Source organism: Salmonella sp. 32031103-2018-00083-FB-01-SM-01 (assembly GCF_017571995.1).
GTDB classification, from domain to species: Bacteria; Pseudomonadota; Gammaproteobacteria; order Enterobacterales; family Enterobacteriaceae; genus Salmonella; species Salmonella enterica.
This window is the reverse complement of record NZ_JAGEQL010000007.1, coordinates 55830-75183: the sequence shown is the minus strand read 5'-3', so window position 1 is coordinate 75183 and position 19354 is coordinate 55830. Positions and strand designations below refer to the sequence as shown.

Genomic DNA, 19354 nt, shown 5'->3' with positions numbered 1-19354 from the left:
TTTGCGTCTCAGACGTAACCCTCAGGATAAATTATGGAGCTGCTCTGCCCTGCCGGAAATCTCCCGGCGCTGAAGGCGGCCATCGAAAACGGCGCTGACGCCGTTTATATCGGGTTAAAAGACGATACCAATGCCCGTCATTTTGCCGGCCTTAACTTTACCGAAAAAAAATTGCAGGAAGCGGTGAGTTTTGTTCACCAGCATCGCCGCAAATTACACATCGCCATTAATACTTTTGCGCATCCGGACGGCTATGCTCGCTGGCAGCGCGCCGTGGATATGGCGGCGCAGCTTGGCGCCGACGCGCTGATTCTCGCCGACCTCGCTATGCTGGAATATGCCGCAGAGCGTTACCCGCATATTGAGCGCCATGTTTCCGTTCAGGCCTCGGCAACCAACGAAGAGGCGATTCGCTTTTATCACCGCAACTTTGATGTCCACCGCGTAGTACTGCCACGTGTACTGTCGATTCACCAGGTAAAACAACTGGCCCGCGTCACGCCGGTGCCGCTGGAGGTATTCGCGTTTGGCAGCCTGTGCATTATGGCGGAAGGTCGCTGCTATCTTTCTTCTTACCTGACGGGGGAGTCGCCCAATACCGTCGGCGCCTGCTCGCCCGCCCGCTTTGTTCGCTGGCAGCAAACGCCGCAGGGGCTGGAATCGCGCCTGAATGATGTCCTGATTGACCGTTACCAGGATGGCGAAAACGCGGGCTACCCAACGCTGTGTAAAGGCCGCTATTTAGTGGACGGCGAGCGCTATCACGCGCTGGAGGAGCCAACCAGCCTGAACACGCTGGAACTGCTGCCGGAGCTCATGGCGGCGAACATCGCTTCGGTGAAGATCGAAGGCCGTCAGCGCAGCCCGGCCTATGTCAGCCAGGTGGCGAAAGTGTGGCGCCAGGCGATCGATCGCTGCAAAGCCGCCCCGCAAAACTTCGTTCCACAGCGCGACTGGATGGAGACGCTCGGCGCGATGTCCGAAGGCACTCAAACCACGCTTGGCGCATATCACCGTAAATGGCAGTGAGAGGAGCTATGAAATATTCCTTAGGACCGGTGCTTTATTACTGGCCGAAAGAGACGCTGGAAGATTTTTATCAGCAGGCCGCAAAAAGCAGCGCTGATGTCATTTATCTGGGCGAAGCGGTGTGCAGCAAGCGTCGCGCGACCAAAGTCGGCGACTGGCTGGAAATGGCGAAATCCCTCGCCGCCAGCGGTAAGCAGGTGGCGCTCTCCACCCTGGCGCTGGTACAGGCGTCATCTGAATTAAGCGAGCTGAAACGCTATGTGGACAACGGCGATTTTCTGCTGGAAGCCAGCGATCTTGGCGTGGTGAATCTGTGCGCCGAGCGCAAACTGCCGTTTGTCGCCGGCCATGCGCTGAATTGCTACAACGCGGTCACGCTGCGCCGGTTGCTGAAAGAAGGCATGGTACGCTGGTGTATGCCGGTGGAGCTGTCCCGCGACTGGCTGGTGAATTTGCTTAATCAGTGCGATGAACTGGGCATCCGCAATCAGTTTGAAGTGGAAGTGTTGAGCTACGGGCATCTGCCGCTGGCCTACTCCGCTCGCTGCTTTACCGCCCGTTCGGAAGACCGCCCGAAAGATGAGTGCGAAACCTGCTGTATCAAGTATCCAAACGGTCGTGACGTGCTCTCGCAAGAGAATCAGCAGGTGTTTGTGCTTAACGGTATTCAGACCATGAGCGGCTATGTCTATAACCTTGGCAACGAACTGACGTCGATGCAGGGATTGGTCGATATCGTGCGGCTGTCGCCGTTGGGTACGGAGACATTTGCCATGCTTGATGCCTTTCGCGCTAACGAAAACGGCGGTGCGCCATTACCGCTTGCCTCCCATAGTGACTGCAACGGCTACTGGAAGCGGCTGGCCGGGCTGGAGCTACAGGCCTAGCCGGATGGCGGCATAAAGACCTTATCGGGCCTACAAATAGCGCTCCCGTAGGCCCGATAAGCGCAGCGCTATCGGGCATTGTTTTGCCGTCAGTCTCATAAAGCTCACTTTGTTAACAACATTCGCTAATCTTTAATGCAGTATTAAAAGATTAACCGGTAACAAAGTGAGCCGTTATGACTGACAAAACTATTCCGTTCTCGGTGCTGGATCTGGCACCGATCCCTGAAGGATCTTCGGCAAAAGAAGCCTTCACGCACTCGCTTGATCTCGCACGGCTGGCTGAAAAGCGCGGCTATCACCGCTACTGGCTGGCGGAACATCACAACATGACCGGTATCGCCAGCGCGGCGACCTCGGTATTGATTGGTTATCTGGCGGCCAATACCACAACATTACATCTTGGCTCCGGCGGCGTGATGCTGCCTAACCATTCACCGCTGGTGATTGCCGAGCAGTTCGGCACGCTGAATACGCTCTACCCGGGACGTATCGACTTAGGGTTGGGACGCGCGCCGGGTAGCGATCAGCCGACGATGCGCGCGCTGCGTCGCCATATGAGCGGCGATATCGATAACTTTCCACGCGATGTCGCAGAGCTGGTGGACTGGTTCGACGCTCGCGACCCTAATCCGCATGTGCGCCCGGTTCCCGGCTACGGCGAGAAGATCCCGGTCTGGCTGTTGGGCTCCAGCCTGTATAGCGCACAGTTGGCGGCCCAGCTTGGCCTGCCGTTCGCCTTTGCTTCGCATTTCGCGCCGGATATGTTGTTCCAGGCGCTGCATCTGTACCGTACCCAGTTCAAACCTTCAGCGCGGCTGGAAAAACCGTACGCGATGGTGTGTATCAATATTATCGCCGCCGACAGCAACCGCGACGCCGAATTCCTGTTTACCTCCATGCAACAGGCTTTTGTGAAGCTACGCCGTGGGGAAACCGGCCAACTGCCGCCGCCGATTGAGAATATGGAGACCTTCTGGTCGCCATCCGAGCAGTATGGCGTGCAACAGGCGCTGAGTATGTCGCTGGTCGGTGATAAGGCGAAAGTCCGCCACGGGCTGGAATCCATCCTGCGGGAGACCCAGGCGGATGAAATTATGGTAAACGGGCAGATTTTCGATCATCAGGCGCGGCTGCATTCGTTTGATTTGGCGATGGATGTGAAGCAGGAATTGTTGGGGTAGTGCGTTGTTTTGCCCGGTGGCGCTTCGCTTACCGGGCCTACAGCATCAAGTAGGCCGGATAAGGTGCAACCGCCATCCGGCACAATAACGTTACTGGTACACCGGCAGCAAATTAAAGCTCGACAGAATATGGATAACCGCGTTGCCGACACCGAAGACCAGAATCAGTACAATCATCGGCGTGCCGCCCCAGACGCGGAATTTCGGGCTGCCGAAACGTTTGCGAGATTTACGCGCCAACAGCGCAGGCACAATGGCCGCCCAGATAGTTGCAGCTAAACCTGCATAACCAATGGCATACAGAAAACCGTTCGGGTACAGCAGGCCACCGACAATCGGCGGTACGAAGGTCAGCAGCGCCGTTTTAAAACGCCCCATTGCCGAGTCATCAAAGCCAAACAGATCCGCCAGATAGTCAAACAGCCCCAGCGTCACGCCGAGGAAGGAACTGGCGACCGCAAAGTTAGAGAACACCACCAGCAGCAGATCCAGGCTGCGACTGTTCAGCACGCCGCTCAACGCCTGTACCAGCACATCAATATTGCCGCCTTTCTGCGCAATGCCGATAAATTCCGGACGCGGGATGTTGCCCATCGTCCCCAGCAGCCAGACGGAATAGAGCGCCAGCGCCAGTAACGTCCCATAAATCAGGCATTTGACGATGGTGCGCGGATCTTTGCCGTAATATTTCATCAGGCTCGGTACGTTACCGTGATAACCAAAAGAGGCCAGACAAAATGGCAGCGTCATCAGCAGGTACGGCGTATATGACGCATGGCTTTCAGCCACGTTAAACAACGTGGCAGGCTGAACATGCCCTAACAGGCTGCCGAAGGTCAGGAAGAAAGTAATCACTTTCGCGCCCAGCACAATCGCCGTCATCCGACTGACCGCCTTCGTACTCAGCCACACAACAAACGCCACCAGCAGCGCAAAGGCAAAACCTGCCGCTCGCGCCGGAACGTTCAGCGACATCTCAGCAAAGGTATGATGCAGAATCGAGCCGCTCGCCGAGATATAGGCGTAAGTCAGGATGTAGAGCACAAAGGCAATAGAAATGCCGTTGACAATGTTCCAGCTTTTCCCCAACAGATCTTTGGTGATGGTGTCGAAACTCGAACCAATGCGGTAGTTAAGGTTGGCTTCGAGGATCATTAGCCCGGAGTGCAGCATACAAAACCAGGTAAAGACCAGCGCCGCCATCGACCAGAAGAACCACGCCCCGGACATGACCACCGGCAGGGAGAACATCCCCGCGCCAATGATGGTGCCGCCGATAATCACCACGCCGCCAAGCAGCGAAGGTGACGTTTGGGTGGTGGTAAGTGTTGCCATTCAGCTCTCTCTCCAGTCATTTATAGTGTGACTATCTCTCAATACGCTGCACTGTACCAGTACACGAGTACAAAAGAAATAAAAAAAGCCCCGATTGTGACGATCGGGGCTGTATATTTTACTTTACGCTGTGAATGCGCAGGTCAGCGCGAGTTACGCATCACCGCCGAAACGACGGCGACCGGTAGAGTCATCACGACGCGGACCACGGCTTTCACGACGTTCGCCGCTGAAGCGACGACCATCACCACGACCACCTTCACGACGTTCGCCGCTGAAATTACGACCGCCTTCACGACGTTCGCCACTGAAGCTACGACCACCGCCGCGACGTTCGCCGCCCGCGTGCGGAACCGCATCACCCAACAGCTGCATATTCATCGGCTTGTTCAGAATGCGGGTACGCGTGAAGTGCTGCAACACTTCGCCCGGCATACCTTTCGGCAGCTCGATGGTGGAGTGAGACGCGAACAGCTTAATGTTACCAATGTAACGGCTGCTGATGTCGCCTTCGTTAGCGATAGCGCCCACGATATGACGAACTTCAACGCCGTCATCACGGCCCACTTCAATGCGGTATAACTGCATATCGCCAACGTCACGACGTTCACGACGCGGACGTTCTTCACGGTCGCCACGCGGGCCACGGTCATTACGATCGCGCGGACCACGGTCATCACGGTCACGGAATTCACGCTTAGGACGCATCGGCGCATCCGGCGGCAGAATCAGCGGACGCTCGCCCTGCGCCATTTTCAGCAGTGCGGCGGCCAGCGTTTCGAGATCCAGCTCTTCGCCTTCAGCAGACGGCTGGATTTTCGCCAGCAGCGCACGGTACTGATCCAGATCGCTGCTTTCCAGTTGCTGCTGAACTTTCGCGGCGAATTTTTCCAGACGGCGTTTACCCAGCAGTTCTGCGTTCGGCAGTTCCACTTCCGGAATGGTCAGCTTCATGGTGCGTTCGATGTTGCGCAGCAGACGACGCTCGCGGTTCTCAACGAACAGCAGCGCGCGACCGGCGCGACCCGCACGGCCGGTACGACCGATACGGTGAACGTAGGACTCGGAGTCCATCGGAATATCGTAGTTCACCACCAGGCTGATACGTTCAACGTCCAGACCACGTGCCGCAACGTCGGTGGCGATCAGGATGTCCAGACGACCATCTTTCAGGCGTTCCAGAGTCTGCTCACGCAGCGCCTGGTTCATATCGCCATTCAACGCGGCGCTGTTGTAGCCGCTACGTTCCAGCGCTTCTGCTACTTCCAGGGTCGCGTTTTTGGTACGCACGAAGATAATCGCCGCATCAAAGTCTTCCGCTTCCAGGAAACGCACCAGCGCTTCGTTTTTACGCATACCCCAGACAGTCCAGTAGCTCTGGCTGATGTCAGGACGGGTAGTCACGCTGGACTGAATGCGCACTTCCTGCGGCTCTTTCATAAAGCGGCGGGTAATGCGACGAATCGCTTCCGGCATAGTGGCGGAGAACAGAGCGGTCTGATGACCTTCCGGGATCTGCGCCATAATAGTTTCAACGTCTTCGATGAAGCCCATACGCAGCATTTCGTCGGCTTCATCCAGCACCAGACCACTCAGTTTAGAGAGGTCGAGGGTGCCGCGTTTTAAGTGATCAAGCAGACGTCCCGGCGTACCGACAACGATCTGCGGCCCCTGACGCAGGGCGCGTAACTGCACGTCATAACGCTGACCGCCGTACAGGGCAACCACGTTTACGCCGCGCATGTGTTTAGAGAAATCCGTCATGGCTTCGGCAACCTGTACCGCCAGTTCGCGGGTTGGCGCCAGCACCAGAATCTGAGGTGCCTTCAGCTCAGGATCAAGATTGTTGAGCAGCGGTAAAGAGAACGCTGCGGTTTTGCCGCTACCGGTCTGGGCCATGCCCAGCACGTCGCGACCGCCCAGCAGATGCGGAATGCACTCTGCCTGGATTGGAGATGGTTTTTCGTAACCCAGATCGGTAAGGGCTTCAAGGATAGGAGCCTTCAGCCCCAGATCTGCAAAAGTGGTTTCGAATTCAGCCATGTAGTACGTGTGCCTCAAAATTAATGGCGGCCAGTCTACATAACTCATCATGAAATTGATCTGCAATTTTCATTGAAAAGTGTGAACCGGCTCAAAGTAGGTGTATTAACGAACAACAACGCCCTCACCCGCGAAGGTGATGGCAATCAAAAAGATTACGGGCTGATATGTTCGTCAGCTATTGCTGGTCCGATTCTGCCAGGTCATCTTGGTCCTGGCCCAGGAGCGATAATTCCAACAATGCGTATCGGTGCTCAACAAAGTTATGAACGTTGTTGGCCACCGCCAGTTTGAACAGAGCCGTGGCACTGTCCAAATCCCCCAGACTTAGGTAATACTTACCTAAATAGAAGTTGGTTTCACTGAGATGCTCAGCGAGCGAGGTGTTATCCGTTGCGTCCGCCTTGAGCCTTTCCATCAGCGTTGCTTCGCTAATGTCGCCCAGGTAGAACTCGACAATGTTCCATCCCCATTGCTCTTTATCCGATTTTTCGAAGCGTGCTTTTAACGCTTCTTTCGCCTGCTTCTCATTAAGCTTCTGCTCAACAAGATACAGCCACAGGCTGCGGTAAGGATCATTGGGATCGTCTTGATAAAACGCCAGCAGATCATCTTGCGCTAACTTATCACGGCCGCCGTAATACAATGCGATACCGCGGTTTAAGTGCGCGTAGTTGTAAGTTGGATCAAGCTCTAGTACAGAATCAAACGCTTCATAGGCAGCATCAAAATTGCCTGCCTGCGTTAAATAAATGCCTAAGTAATTGAATACTTCAGGCATATCCGGTCTGATTGCCAGCGCTTGTGAAAAATCATTTCGCGCTAATGCCCTCAAACCAAGACTATCATACAACACTCCGCGCTCATATAAAAGCTGTGCGCGTTCGTCATCGGTTAAAGCCCGACTGGCAAGAATCTGTTCCATACGCGCCAGAATCACTTCCTGCTGTAAAGTCGGTTGCAATGGTACTGCGAGGACTTCACTTTTACGCCAGGCGGAATTACTGCATCCTGCAAGCGTAAGTGCTGTCGCAACGAAACACCAGCGCAAAAAAGGCTTCATTTCCCACTCCCGAAGACAACGATTGAATGAACGTCCTGTTCCCCGGTGGCTCAACAAGGCGTCCAGCCAGGTCTAAAGCCCTCCGCGCTGCGGAGGGCAAAAGGCTACCTTACTCGGCCTGTTCGCTCGCCGGAGCTTCCGGCGCAGCCGCAGGTTGAGACTGCTCGGTTGCTTCTTTAATGCTCAGACGTACACGGCCCTGGCGGTCAACTTCCAGAACTTTAACCGGGACTTCCTGACCCATCTGCAGATAGTCGGTCACTTTCTCTACACGCTTATCCGCGATTTGAGAGATGTGAACCAGACCTTCTTTACCGCCGCCGATGGCAACAAACGCGCCAAAGTCAACGATACGGGTCACTTTACCATTGTAGATACGGCCGACTTCGATCTCCGCAGTAATCTCTTCGATACGACGGATAGCGTATTTCGCTTTTTCACCGTCGGTCGCCGCGATCTTCACAGTACCGTCATCTTCGATTTCGATGGTGGTGCCGGTCTCTTCAGTCAGCGCGCGGATCACAGAACCGCCTTTACCGATCACGTCTTTGATCTTGTCCGTGCTGATCTTGATGGTATGGATACGCGGCGCAAATTCAGAGATATCGCCGCGCGGCGCGTTGATCGCCTGTTCCATCACGCCCAGGATGTGCAGACGCGCGCCTTTAGCCTGGTTCAACGCAACCTGCATGATCTCTTTGGTGATACCTTCAATTTTGATATCCATCTGCAGCGCAGAGATACCGTCGCGGGAACCCGCCACTTTGAAGTCCATATCGCCCAGGTGATCTTCGTCGCCCAGAATGTCAGACAGTACAACGTAGTTGTCGCCTTCTTTCACCAGACCCATAGCGATACCTGCTACGGCGGCTTTAATTGGCACGCCAGCGTCCATCAGCGCCAGAGAAGCGCCGCACACGGAAGCCATAGAGGAAGAACCGTTGGATTCGGTGATTTCAGACACCACGCGAACGGTGTACGGGAATTTATCCATGTCCGGCATCACTGCCAGCACGCCGCGCTTCGCCAGACGACCGTGACCAATTTCACGACGCTTCGGAGAACCGACCATGCCGGTTTCGCCTACGGAGTACGGAGGGAAGTTGTAGTGGAACAGGAAGCTGTCAGTGCGCTCGCCCATCAGTTCATCAAGCACCTGCGCGTCACGAGCAGTACCCAGAGTCGCGGTAACCAGCGCCTGCGTTTCACCACGGGTAAACAGAGCGGAACCGTGAGTACGCGGCAGCACGCCAGTGCGCACGTCCAGACCACGGATCATGTCTTTTTCACGGCCATCAATACGCGGCTCGCCTGCCAGTACGCGGCTACGCACCACGTTTTTCTCAATAGCGTGCAGGATTTCGCCCAGCTCGTTAGCATCCAGAGTTTCATCTTCTGCAATAAGCTGCTCGATGGTTTCGGATTTGATTACGTCAACCTGAGCATAGCGTTCTTGTTTATCGGTGATGCGGTACGCGTCGCTCAGACGAGATTCAGCAAGCGCAGCAACACGCGCGTTCAACGCGTCGTTGACGGCTTCCGGCTGCCAGTCCCAACGTGGTTTACCGGCTTCTTTCACCAGATCGTTGATCGCCTGGATAACAACCTGCTGCTGCTCGTGACCGAATACCACCGCGCCCAGCATAGTGTCTTCGCTCAGCAGTTCAGCTTCGGATTCCACCATCAGCACAGCCGCTTCGGTACCGGCAACCACCAGGTCCAGCTTGCTTTCTTTCAGCTCGTCCTGGGTCGGGTTCAGCACGTACTGGTCATTGATGTAACCTACGCGCGCCGCGCCGATTGGGCCGTTGAACGGAATGCCGGACAGCGACAGCGCAGCAGATGCGCCGATCATCGCCACGATATCCGGGTTAACCTGCGGGTTAACGGAAACGACGGTCGCGATAACCTGCACTTCGTTAACGAAGCCTTCCGGGAACAGCGGACGAACCGGGCGGTCAATCAGACGCGCGATCAGGGTTTCGCCTTCGCTTGGACGGCCTTCACGACGGAAGAAGCTGCCCGGGATACGACCAGCAGCGTAGGTACGCTCCTGATAGTTAACGGTCAGTGGGAAGAAGTCCTGGCCTGGCTTGGCTTTTTTCTGGCCGACAACGGTAACGAATACGGCGGTGTCATCCATGCTTACCATAACAGCGGCAGTGGCCTGACGCGCCATCATGCCAGTTTCCAGCGTAACGGTATGCTGACCGTACTGGAATTTACGAACGATCGGATTAAGCAAAATAATATCCTTTCCAATTTTTGACGGCATAATACGCGCCGTCGTTAATACCCGATCTTCTGCGCATCCTCGCGACTAATGACAACCCTAACCCTGATATGGGTAAAGCCTCTCATTAGCCGCGCGAACCTCTGCAACGGAAGATCATTCATAGCAACAATACATTAGTTTCCAGCGAATTGCTGCCATCTGCTGGAAAAAAGGGGCCATGAAGGCCCCCTCTTTCTGAAACTCGAAAGAATTAGCGACGCAGACCCAGACGCTCAATCAGCGCGGTGTAGCGTGCAACATCTTTACGTTTCAGGTAGTCGAGCAGTTTACGACGCTGAGAAACCATACGCAGCAGACCACGACGGCTGTGGTGATCTTTTTTATGCTCTGCAAAGTGACCCTGCAGGTGGTTAATCTGTGCAGTCAACAGAGCAACCTGAACATCGGTAGAACCGGTGTCGTTTGCGTCACGACCGAACTCAGAAACGATTTTAGCTGTAGCTTCAGTACTTAGAGACATTTTAAAACTCCAAAGTATTTAAGAATGAGAGGACGCCGATCTCTAATTCAGCGATCCCAGTGTACGCCGTGTAAACTGTTAAATAATTTACGCGACGTTAAGCGGCGGTATTCTACTCGCAGCGCTCTCTTATCGCAAGACGAAGCGACATTACGCTGGGTACTCTACTACCAGCCGACGAGGCGCGACACGGCCTTCGTCGTCAATTTCGCCCATACCGATAAATTTATCGTCTTCACCTTCCGTCACACGAACCAGTCCCTTCAACGGCGCGCCCGAGGTACGAACCGGGTTGCCATTCTTGAAGTATACCGAAGATGTTAACGGCAGATTAACAACAGGATAGTCCGAAGCTGGACTGTCCATTGGCATCAATAATGGATCGAGCAACTGCGCCGCCGGAACGCCCTGCTGTTCCGCCTGTGCTACCAGCTCGCGCAAGTGCTCCAGCGTCACCATTCGCTCAATCGGATACTTGCTGACCGTCAGACGACGCAGGTACGTTACGTGCGCGCCACAGCCCAGTTTCTCACCTAAATCATCAATAATGGTACGAATATAGGTGCCTTTGGAGCAGTGAACTTCCAGCTCCAGCTCGTTACCTTCATGGCGAATAAACAGCAGCTCATAGACGGTAATCGGGCGGCCTTCGCGCGGCACTTCGATACCCTGGCGGGCATATTCGTACAGCTTCTTGCCCTGATACTTCAGCGCCGAATACATCGACGGAATCTGTTCGATATCCCCACGAAAGGTCTCCAGCGCGCTCGCAAGCTGCTCAGCGCTGAAAGTCACCGGACGCTCCTGCACGATTTGACCATCGGCGTCAGAGGTATCCGTGCGCTGCCCCAGACGGGCAATAACACGATAGCGTTTGTCAGAATCCAGCAGGTACTGCGAAAATTTTGTCGCTTCGCCGAGGCAAATCGGCAACATGCCGGTCGCCAGCGGGTCCAGCGCGCCGGTATGCCCGGCGCGGTTGGCATTGTAGATGCGCTTAACTTTCTGCAGCACGTCATTGCTGGACATACCCTGCGGCTTATCCAGCAGCAGCACGCCGTGAATGTCGCGGCCACGACGACGAGGACGACTCATCAGTCCTCCTTGCTGTCGTCCGGGTTCACACGACGTTCTTCGTCATGTTTCACCACGTTAGTCACCAGGTTGGACATACGCATCCCTTCCACCAGCGAGTTGTCGTAGAAGAAGGTCAGTTCCGGTACGATGCGCAGACGCATCGCTTTACCCAGCAAGCTGCGGATGAAACCAGACGCTTCCTGCAGGGCCTTAATGCCGTTTTTCACAGCCGCTTCGTCCTGATCGTTGAGGAACGTCACGAATACTTTGGCGTATGCCAGATCGCGGGACATTTCAACACCCGATACGGTGGTCATCATACCTACACGTGGATCTTTGATTTCGCGTTGCAGGATGAGCGCGATCTCTTTCTGCATCTCTTGCGCTACGCGCTGAGGGCGACCAAATTCTTTCGCCATAATAAATTCTCCAGAATAAAGACAAAAAAGGGGCCATAAGCCCCTTTTTAAATTTCTTGCCGGGTGGCGCTTCGCTTACCCGGCCTACGCCTAATCATCTTCTAAGGATTTTGGATTGCAACAAGGCGGCAAGCTCGTAAATCCCCGGGAGCATAGATAACTATGTGACCGGGGTGAGCGAGCGCAGCCAACGCCGTTGCGGCCCAAAAGACGACGAAGATTAAGCGATAGTACGTTGGATCTCGATAATCTCGAATACTTCGATCATATCGCCAACGCGAACGTCGTTGTAGTTCTTCACGCCGATACCACATTCCATGCCGTTACGGACTTCGTTAACGTCATCTTTGAAGCGGCGCAGGGATTCCAGCTCGCCTTCATAGATAACCACGTTGTCACGCAGAACGCGGATTGGGTTATGACGTTTAATCGTACCTTCGGTAACCATACAGCCCGCGATCGCGCCGAATTTCGGCGATTTGAACACATCGCGCACTTCAGCCAGACCGATGATCTGCTGTTTCAGTTCCGGAGACAGCATACCGCTCATCGCCGCTTTCACTTCGTCGATCAAGTTATAGATGACGGAGTAGTAACGCAGATCCAGGCTTTCAGATTCGATCACTTTACGCGCAGAGGCATCAGCACGAACGTTGAAGCCCACCAGAATGGCGTTGGACGCCGCAGCCAGGGTCGCGTCGGTTTCGGTGATACCACCTACGCCAGAACCGATGATCTTCACTTTCACTTCGTCGGTAGACAGTTTCAGCAAAGAGTCGGAAATCGCTTCCACAGAACCCTGTACGTCAGCCTTCAGCACGATGTTCACTTCGTGAACTTCGCCTTCGGTCATGTTGGCGAACATGTTCTCGAGTTTAGATTTCTGCTGACGAGCCAGTTTAACTTCACGGAATTTACCCTGACGATACAGAGCCACTTCACGCGCTTTCTTCTCGTCGCGAACTACGGTCACTTCGTCACCGGCAGCCGGAACGCCGGACAGGCCGAGGATTTCCACCGGAATGGACGGACCCGCTTCCAGCACTTCCTGACCCAGTTCGTTACGCATCGCACGCACGCGGCCGTATTCGAAGCCACACAGCACGATATCGCCCTTATGCAGCGTACCTTCGCGTACCAGAACGGTAGCCACCGGACCACGACCTTTATCCAGGAAGGATTCGATCACCGCGCCGCTCGCCATACCTTTGCGTACCGCTTTCAGTTCCAGAACTTCGGCCTGCAGCAGGATAGCATCAAGCAGTTCGTCAATACCGGTACCTGCTTTCGCAGACACGTGAACGAACTGGCTCTCGCCGCCCCACTCTTCCGGCAGAATGCCGTACTGGGACAGTTCGTTCTTAACGCGATCCGGATCCGCTTCCGGCTTATCGATTTTGTTCACCGCAACCACGACCGGCACACCTGCCGCTTTCGCGTGCTGGATAGCTTCGATAGTCTGCGGCATCACGCCGTCGTCTGCCGCTACCACCAGAACCACGATATCCGTTGCCTGGGCGCCGCGAGCACGCATAGAAGTAAATGCGGCGTGGCCCGGGGTGTCCAGGAAGGTGATCATCCCGTTGTCAGTTTCAACGTGGTAAGCACCGATGTGCTGGGTAATGCCGCCCGCTTCGCCAGAGGCTACTTTCGTGGAACGAATGTAGTCCAGCAGAGAGGTTTTACCGTGGTCAACGTGGCCCATGATGGTCACAACCGGTGCGCGCGGTTCAGCCGCAGCGCCGGTATCACGGTCGCTCATTACCGCTTCTTCCAGTTCGTTTTCACGACGCAGGATAACTTTGTGGCCCATCTCTTCGGCAACCAGCTGTGCGGTTTCCTGGTCGATGACCTGGTTGATGGTGGCCATGGCGCCCAGCTTCATCATCGCTTTGATGACCTGAGAACCTTTCACCGCCATCTTGTTCGCCAGTTCGCCAACGGTGATGGTTTCACCGATCACCACGTCGCGGTTAACGGCCTGAGCGGGCTTCTGGAAGCCTTGCTGTAAAGAAGACCCTTTACGCTTGCCGCCTTTACCGCCGCGAACCGCAGCACGCGCTTCTTCGCGATCGGCTTTGGATTCGGCATGTTTGCCTTTTTTCGCCGGACGCGCCGCTTTTGCATTACGGCCACGACCACGACCGCCTTCAACTTCACGATCGTTTTCGTCTTCGGCCTGGCGCGCGTGCTGAGAAGTGGTGACATGATAGTCACTGGTGTCTTCTACTGGCTCAGGCGTTGCGGTCCATTTGTTTTCTTCCGCCATGCGGCGAGCTTCTTCTGCTACACGACGCGCTTCTTCTTCGAGTTTGCGACGTGCTTCTTCTTCCGCTTTACGCTTCAGCTCTGCAGCTTCATTCTCACGGCGGGCTTTTTCGGCCTGGGCGGTTTTGGTCATATCGTCAGTCTGTTGATTGCTCACTTTGTCTTTTTCCGCAGCTTCACGTTTCGCTTTTTCAGCGGCTTCACGCTTAGCTTGTTCTGCGGCCTCGCGTTCAGCTTTTTGTTGCGCCTCGCGTTTGGCCTGTTCTTCTGCCTCACGACGGGCTTGCTCTTCCGCTTCACGCTGCGCCTGCTCTTCCGCGGCCAGGCGTTCAGCCTCTTGCGGATCGCGTTTCACAAAGGTGCGCTTCTTGCGGACTTCGATTTGTACCGATTTACTTTTTCCACCGGTACCTGGAATATTCAGGGTACTGCGCGTCTTACGCTGCAGCGTCAGTTTATCGGGACCAGAAACCGCTTCGCGGTTCAGGTGCGCCAGTAAAGTCTGTTTTTCTTGTGCGGACACAGAGTCGTCAGCAGATTTCCGGATACCTGCATCAGCAAACTGCTGTACCAGGCGATCCACGGAAACCTGTCTCTCTGCGGCCAGCGCTTTTAGGGTTACATCTGTCATGCTGTTCCTTCCTGCTACAGTTTATTACGCTTCGTCGCCGAACCAGCAAATATTACGGGCAGCCATAATCAGCTCACCGGCTTTTTCGTCGGTCAACCCTTCGATATCAGCCAGATCATCAATGCCCTGGTCGGCGAGATCTTCCAGCGTACAAACACCACGAGCCGCCAGTTTGAAAGCCATATCGCGATCTAATCCTTCCAGATTCAGCAGATCGTCAGCCGGTTTGTTATCACCGAGGCTTGCTTCCTGGTCCTGCGCCAGAGTGGCCAGTGCGTTTTTAGCACGCTCGCGCAGTGCTTCAACGGTCGGCTCATCAAGGCCGTCAATTTCCAGCAGTTCTTTCATTGGCACATAGGCCAGTTCTTCGAGCGTGGAGAAACCTTCTTCTACCAGAACGGTCGCGAACTCTTCATCAATATCAAGATATTTAGTAAAGATCTCGATAGCGGCATGTGCTTCAGCCTGATGTTTAGCCTGCAAGTCATCAACGGTCATTACGTTGAGTTCCCAGCCGCTCAATTGCGAAGCCAGGCGGACGTTCTGACCATTACGTCCGATCGCCTGCGCCAGATTACCGGCTTCAACGGCGATATCCATGGTATGTTTATCTTCGTCCACCACGATAGACGCGACGTCTGCCGGTGCCATCGCATTAATGACGAACTGCGCCGGGTTATCATCCCACAGCACGATATCGATACGCTCACCGCCCAGTTCGGTAGAAACCGCCTGAACGCGCGCGCCGCGCATCCCCACGCAAGCGCCGACCGGATCGATACGTTTATCGTTGGTTTTCACTGCGATTTTCGCACGAGAACCCGGATCGCGAGCCGCCGCTTTAATTTCAATCACTTCTTCGCCGATTTCCGGCACTTCGATGCGGAACAGTTCGATCAGCATTTCCGGCTTGGAACGGGTGACGAACAGCTGCGCGCCACGCGCTTCCGGGCGAACAGCATACAGCACGCCGCGAATACGGTCGCCAGGGCGGAAGTTTTCGCGCGGCAGCATATCTTCACGCAGAATCACCGCTTCAGCGTTACCGGCCATCCCTTCGGATTTAATTTCCAGAGAGATATTGTCGCGGTTCACTTTCTTCACCACGCCAGTGACGATTTCGCCTTCCTGGTCGCGGAACTGATCGACAACCATCGCCCGTTCAGCTTCACGGACCTTCTGTACGATAACCTGTTTCGCAGTCTGCGTGGTGATACGGTCAAAGGTGACAGATTCAATCTGATCTTCAACATAGTCGCCGACATTCAGGCTTTCGTCTTCAAAACGCGCCGCTTCCAGCGTAATTTCCTTCGTCGGCATGGTCACTTCTTCAACGATCAACCAACGGCGGAAAGTATCAAAATCACCGCTTTTACGATCGATTTCTACACGAACATCGATCTCCTGCTCATATTTTTTCTTTGTTGCTGTCGCCAGCGCACTTTCCAGCGCTTCAAAAATTTTTTCGCGTGGCAGCGCTTTTTCGTTGGAGACGGCTTCAACAACAGCCAAAATTTCTTTGTTCATCGCGGGCTTTTCACCTCATCCAGACTGTTAAAAGTGGGGAACCAGGTTCGCCTTCTGGATATTACTCAGCGCGAACACTTCATCTTTGCCTTCGACTGTGACGGTAATCATTTCACCGTCCACCGCTTTGATAATGCCCTGCCACTTGCGACGGTTCTGTACCGCCATGCGAAGAACCAGCGCGACTTCTTCACCCTGGAAACGCGCATAGTGATCGGCAGTGAACATAGGACGGTCGAGACCCGGTGACGAGACTTCAAGGTTGTAAGCCACGGAGATAGGATCTTCAACGTCCAGCACCGCGCTTACCTGGTGGCTCACATCAGCACAATCATCAACATTGATGCCATCTTCACTATCAATATAGATGCGCAGTGTGGATGTGCGACCGCGAATAAATTCGATGCCGACCAGCTCGTAGCCTAAGGCTTCAACTGGCGCTGTAATCATCTCTGTTAATTTTTGCTCTAATGTGGACAAGCCCACCCCCAAGACATAAAAAAAGGGCCTAAAGCCCAGTTATTCTGTAGTCAGATAACAAAAAACCCCGATAAATCGGGGCTTTAGATAACTGAACCCTATAACCGCAACGGCGGTCTGGTGTACCTTCCGAAAGAATTTTTTTCAAATCCAGCTACGAAGGACATAATCTTCACAGTATATTTGAAAAAGAACTCTAAGGGAAAGTGGTTGCGGGGGCCGGATTTGAACCGACGACCTTCGGGTTATGAGCCCGACGAGCTACCAGGCTGCTCCACCCCGCGCCTGAAACGTGGCAAATTCTACTCGTTTTGGGTAAAAAATGCAAATACTGCTGGGATTTGGTACCGAGGACGGGACGTAAAATCTGCGCACAGTATAGTGACCAGGCATGAGTTATGTCAACCCTATTCCCAATATGCAGATGAATGAATATCACTCTTCGTTATACTCATCCCATCTCTCCGGCTTATACACGCATTTCACAACGTTATTTCAGTAAACCTTCACTAAACGCTTCCTGTCTCTGCTAAAAGATGATTAAATGAAAACTCATTTATTTTGCATAAAAATGCACTAAAGCAGAAACCGATCTCATTATCAGTCAATCAAGCAGGGTTCTATTCTATGACGACGATTCTTAAGCATCTTCCAGCAGGTCAACGTATTGGTATCGCTTTTTCCGGCGGTCTGGACACCAGCGCCGCACTGCTGTGGATGCGACAAAAAGGAGCTGTCCCATATGCCTATACTGCGAATCTGGGACAACCGGATGAGGATGACTATGACGCCATTCCTCGTCGCGCAATGGAGTATGGCGCAGAGAATGCTCGCCTGATTGATTGCCGCAAGCAGTTGGTTGCAGAAGGGATCGCAGCGATTCAGTGCGGCGCTTTCCACAACACAACCGGCGGCCTGACCTATTTCAACACCACCCCGCTGGGCCGTGCCGTCACCGGCACGATGCTGGTCGCCGCGATGAAAGAAGACGGCGTAAATATCTGGGGCGACGGCAGCACCTATAAAGGCAACGATATTGAACGTTTCTATCGTTACGGCCTGCTGACGAATGCTGAATTACAGATTTACAAACCGTGGCTGGATACCGACTTTATCGATGAGCTGGGTGGTCGCCATGAGATGTCTGAATTTATGATTGCCTGCGGTTTCGACTATAAGATGTCCGTTGAAAAAGCCTACTCCACCGACTCCAACATGCTCGGCGCGACGCACGAAGCGAAAGATCTGGAGTTTCTTAACTCCAGCGTCAAGATCGTCAACCCGATTATGGGCGTGAAGTTCTGGGACGAAAGCGTGAAGATCCCGGCAGAAGTTGTGACCGTCCGTTTCGAGCAGGGTCACCCTGTTGCCCTGAACGGTAAAACCTTCAGCGATGATGTTGAGATGATGCTGGAAGCGAACCGCATCGGTGGCCGTCACGGCCTGGGCATGAGCGACCAAATTGAAAACCGCATCATTGAAGCAAAAAGCCGCGGTATTTATGAAGCCCCCGGAATGGCGCTGCTGCACATCGCTTACGAGCGTCTGCTGACCGGTATTCACAACGAAGACACCATTGAACAGTATCATTCTCATGGTCGTCAGCTGGGTAAACTGCTGTATCAGGGCCGCTGGTTCGACTCGCAGGCGCTGATGCTGCGTGACGGCCTGCAACGCTGGGTCGCCAGCCAGATTACCGGTGAGGTCACACTCGAGTTGCGTCGCGGCAACGACTACTCCATCCTGAACACCGTGTCAGACAACCTGACCTATAAGCCAGAACGTTTGACCATGGAGAAAGGCGAGTCCGTATTCTCACCGGACGATCGTATCGGTCAGTTGACGATGCGTAATCTGGACATTACCGATACCCGCGAGAAACTGTTCGGCTACGCGAAAGCGGGTCTGTTAACCGCCTCTTCCGCGACCGGTCTGCCGCAGGTTGAGAATCTGGAAAACAAAGCGAAGTAAACATTTATCATTTTAAGGCCGCGAAAGTGGCCTTTTTTATGCGCGGAATATAAGGTGTCTGTTGGCCTGATAAACGTAGCGCCATCATGGGTTGTAATAATGTCGGATGGCGGCGTAACGTCTTATCCGACCTACAGACAACCACAAATAACAAACGAAAAAAAAAGACGCTTTTCAGCGTCTTTCTTTCGGAATATTGGTACCGAGGACGGGACTTGAACCCGTAAGCCCTATTGGGCACTACCACCTCAAGGTAGCGTGTCTACCAATTCCACCACCTCGGCACGGATACTGCTATTAGCGCGGGATATCGCTGGTCGGCTGGGCCGGTGCAGCAGGTTGAGTCTGCTCGGTCTTCGCCGGCGCGCTCAGATTTTCCCACTCGCTTCCTTTATTGGTTTTATTGCTATTGATATTACCCAACACCAGACTGATGATGAAGAACAGCGTCGCCAATACCGCCGTCATTCGGGTCATGAAGTTACCAGAACCACTTGAACCAAATAGCGTAGCGGAAGCGCCTGCTCCGAAGGAGGCTCCCATATCAGCGCCTTTACCTTGCTGCAGCATGATCAGACCTACAAGGCCAATTGCCACAATAAGGAAAACAACTAAAAGAGCTTCGTACATAATCAACCTGTTCCTTGCGGAGTTGCCGCGTACCAATGCTTCTACCAATAAAGC

At 54.1% G+C, this 19354-nt stretch carries 16 protein-coding genes and 2 tRNA genes; 4 read left to right on the top strand and 14 right to left on the bottom strand.

Annotation, left to right across the window (positions count from 1 at the left end):
* Positions 1 to 33 precede the first annotated feature (33 nt).
* The 3 genes from J4614_RS18895 to J4614_RS18885 all read left to right on the top strand — a co-directional run bounded on the left by J4614_RS18895 (position 34) and on the right by J4614_RS18885 (position 3100).
* The gene (locus J4614_RS18895) at positions 34 to 1029 is read left to right on the top strand and encodes a peptidase U32 family protein (RefSeq protein ID WP_000421309.1); all 996 of its coding nucleotides are present in this window, start codon (positions 34 to 36) and stop codon (positions 1027 to 1029) included.
* The gene (locus J4614_RS18890) at positions 1020 to 1916 is read left to right on the top strand and encodes a U32 family peptidase (RefSeq protein ID WP_001663052.1); all 897 of its coding nucleotides are present in this window, start codon (positions 1020 to 1022) and stop codon (positions 1914 to 1916) included. Before J4614_RS18895 ends, J4614_RS18890 begins: the two co-directional genes overlap by 10 nt.
* A gap of 176 nt (positions 1917 to 2092) precedes the next feature.
* A complete protein-coding gene (locus J4614_RS18885) occupies positions 2093 to 3100 on the top strand; it encodes an LLM class flavin-dependent oxidoreductase (RefSeq protein WP_000130432.1) in 1008 nt (335 codons plus the stop codon).
* A gap of 90 nt (positions 3101 to 3190) precedes the next feature.
* Here J4614_RS18885 and mtr read toward each other — a convergent pair whose 3' ends face one another.
* The 12 genes from mtr to J4614_RS18825 all read right to left on the bottom strand — a co-directional run bounded on the left by mtr (position 3191) and on the right by J4614_RS18825 (position 16983).
* Positions 3191 to 4435 carry a tryptophan permease gene (gene mtr, locus J4614_RS18880; protein ID WP_208293283.1) on the bottom strand — a complete coding sequence of 415 codons (1245 nt, stop codon included), beginning with the start codon at positions 4433 to 4435 and terminating at the stop codon, positions 3191 to 3193.
* 153 nt (positions 4436 to 4588) lie between these two features.
* Complete coding sequence (deaD, locus tag J4614_RS18875) at positions 4589 to 6478, bottom strand: ATP-dependent RNA helicase DeaD (protein ID WP_000807248.1); 1890 nt, start codon at positions 6476 to 6478, stop codon at positions 4589 to 4591.
* Positions 6471 to 6551, bottom strand: a complete 81-nt coding sequence (gene yrbN / locus J4614_RS18870; protein ID WP_010723222.1) for a protein YrbN — start codon at positions 6549 to 6551, stop codon at positions 6471 to 6473. The genes deaD and yrbN overlap by 8 nt, the downstream gene beginning before the upstream one ends.
* A 105-nt stretch (positions 6552 to 6656) precedes the next feature.
* Complete coding sequence (gene nlpI / locus J4614_RS18865; RefSeq protein ID WP_000802069.1) at positions 6657 to 7541, bottom strand: lipoprotein NlpI; 885 nt, start codon at positions 7539 to 7541, stop codon at positions 6657 to 6659.
* Positions 7542 to 7650: 109 nt separating this feature from the next.
* On the bottom strand, positions 7651 to 9786 hold the full coding sequence (gene pnp / locus J4614_RS18860) for a polyribonucleotide nucleotidyltransferase (protein WP_001670767.1): 2136 nt from the start codon (positions 9784 to 9786) through the stop codon (positions 7651 to 7653).
* A gap of 241 nt (positions 9787 to 10027) precedes the next feature.
* Positions 10028 to 10297 carry a 30S ribosomal protein S15 gene (gene rpsO / locus J4614_RS18855; RefSeq protein WP_000059465.1) on the bottom strand — a complete coding sequence of 90 codons (270 nt, stop codon included), beginning with the start codon at positions 10295 to 10297 and terminating at the stop codon, positions 10028 to 10030.
* Between the two features lie 150 nt (positions 10298 to 10447).
* Complete coding sequence (gene truB / locus J4614_RS18850) at positions 10448 to 11392, bottom strand: tRNA pseudouridine(55) synthase TruB (RefSeq protein ID WP_023137152.1); 945 nt, start codon at positions 11390 to 11392, stop codon at positions 10448 to 10450.
* Positions 11392 to 11793 carry a 30S ribosome-binding factor RbfA gene (rbfA, locus tag J4614_RS18845; protein ID WP_001040208.1) on the bottom strand — a complete coding sequence of 134 codons (402 nt, stop codon included), beginning with the start codon at positions 11791 to 11793 and terminating at the stop codon, positions 11392 to 11394. The genes truB and rbfA overlap by 1 nt, the downstream gene beginning before the upstream one ends.
* 220 nt (positions 11794 to 12013) lie before the next feature.
* The gene (gene infB / locus J4614_RS18840) at positions 12014 to 14692 is read right to left on the bottom strand and encodes a translation initiation factor IF-2 (protein WP_000133064.1); all 2679 of its coding nucleotides are present in this window, start codon (positions 14690 to 14692) and stop codon (positions 12014 to 12016) included.
* 24 nt (positions 14693 to 14716) lie between these two features.
* On the bottom strand, positions 14717 to 16219 hold the full coding sequence (nusA, locus tag J4614_RS18835; RefSeq protein ID WP_001031038.1) for a transcription termination factor NusA: 1503 nt from the start codon (positions 16217 to 16219) through the stop codon (positions 14717 to 14719).
* Between the two features lie 27 nt (positions 16220 to 16246).
* The gene (rimP, locus tag J4614_RS18830; protein ID WP_000105461.1) at positions 16247 to 16699 is read right to left on the bottom strand and encodes a ribosome maturation factor RimP; all 453 of its coding nucleotides are present in this window, start codon (positions 16697 to 16699) and stop codon (positions 16247 to 16249) included.
* A gap of 207 nt (positions 16700 to 16906) precedes the next feature.
* Positions 16907 to 16983: transfer RNA gene (locus tag J4614_RS18825), tRNA-Met, on the bottom strand.
* A gap of 343 nt (positions 16984 to 17326) precedes the next feature.
* Here J4614_RS18825 and argG point away from each other — a divergent pair.
* The gene (argG, locus tag J4614_RS18820) at positions 17327 to 18670 is read left to right on the top strand and encodes an argininosuccinate synthase (protein ID WP_001527949.1); all 1344 of its coding nucleotides are present in this window, start codon (positions 17327 to 17329) and stop codon (positions 18668 to 18670) included.
* A gap of 197 nt (positions 18671 to 18867) precedes the next feature.
* On the opposite strand, the gene J4614_RS18815 is transcribed toward argG, so the two are convergent.
* A tRNA-Leu gene (locus tag J4614_RS18815) sits at positions 18868 to 18954 on the bottom strand.
* A 13-nt stretch (positions 18955 to 18967) separates the two neighbouring features.
* On the bottom strand, positions 18968 to 19300 hold the full coding sequence (secG, locus tag J4614_RS18810) for a preprotein translocase subunit SecG (protein WP_000272680.1): 333 nt from the start codon (positions 19298 to 19300) through the stop codon (positions 18968 to 18970).
* Between the last annotated feature and the right edge of the window lie 54 nt (positions 19301 to 19354).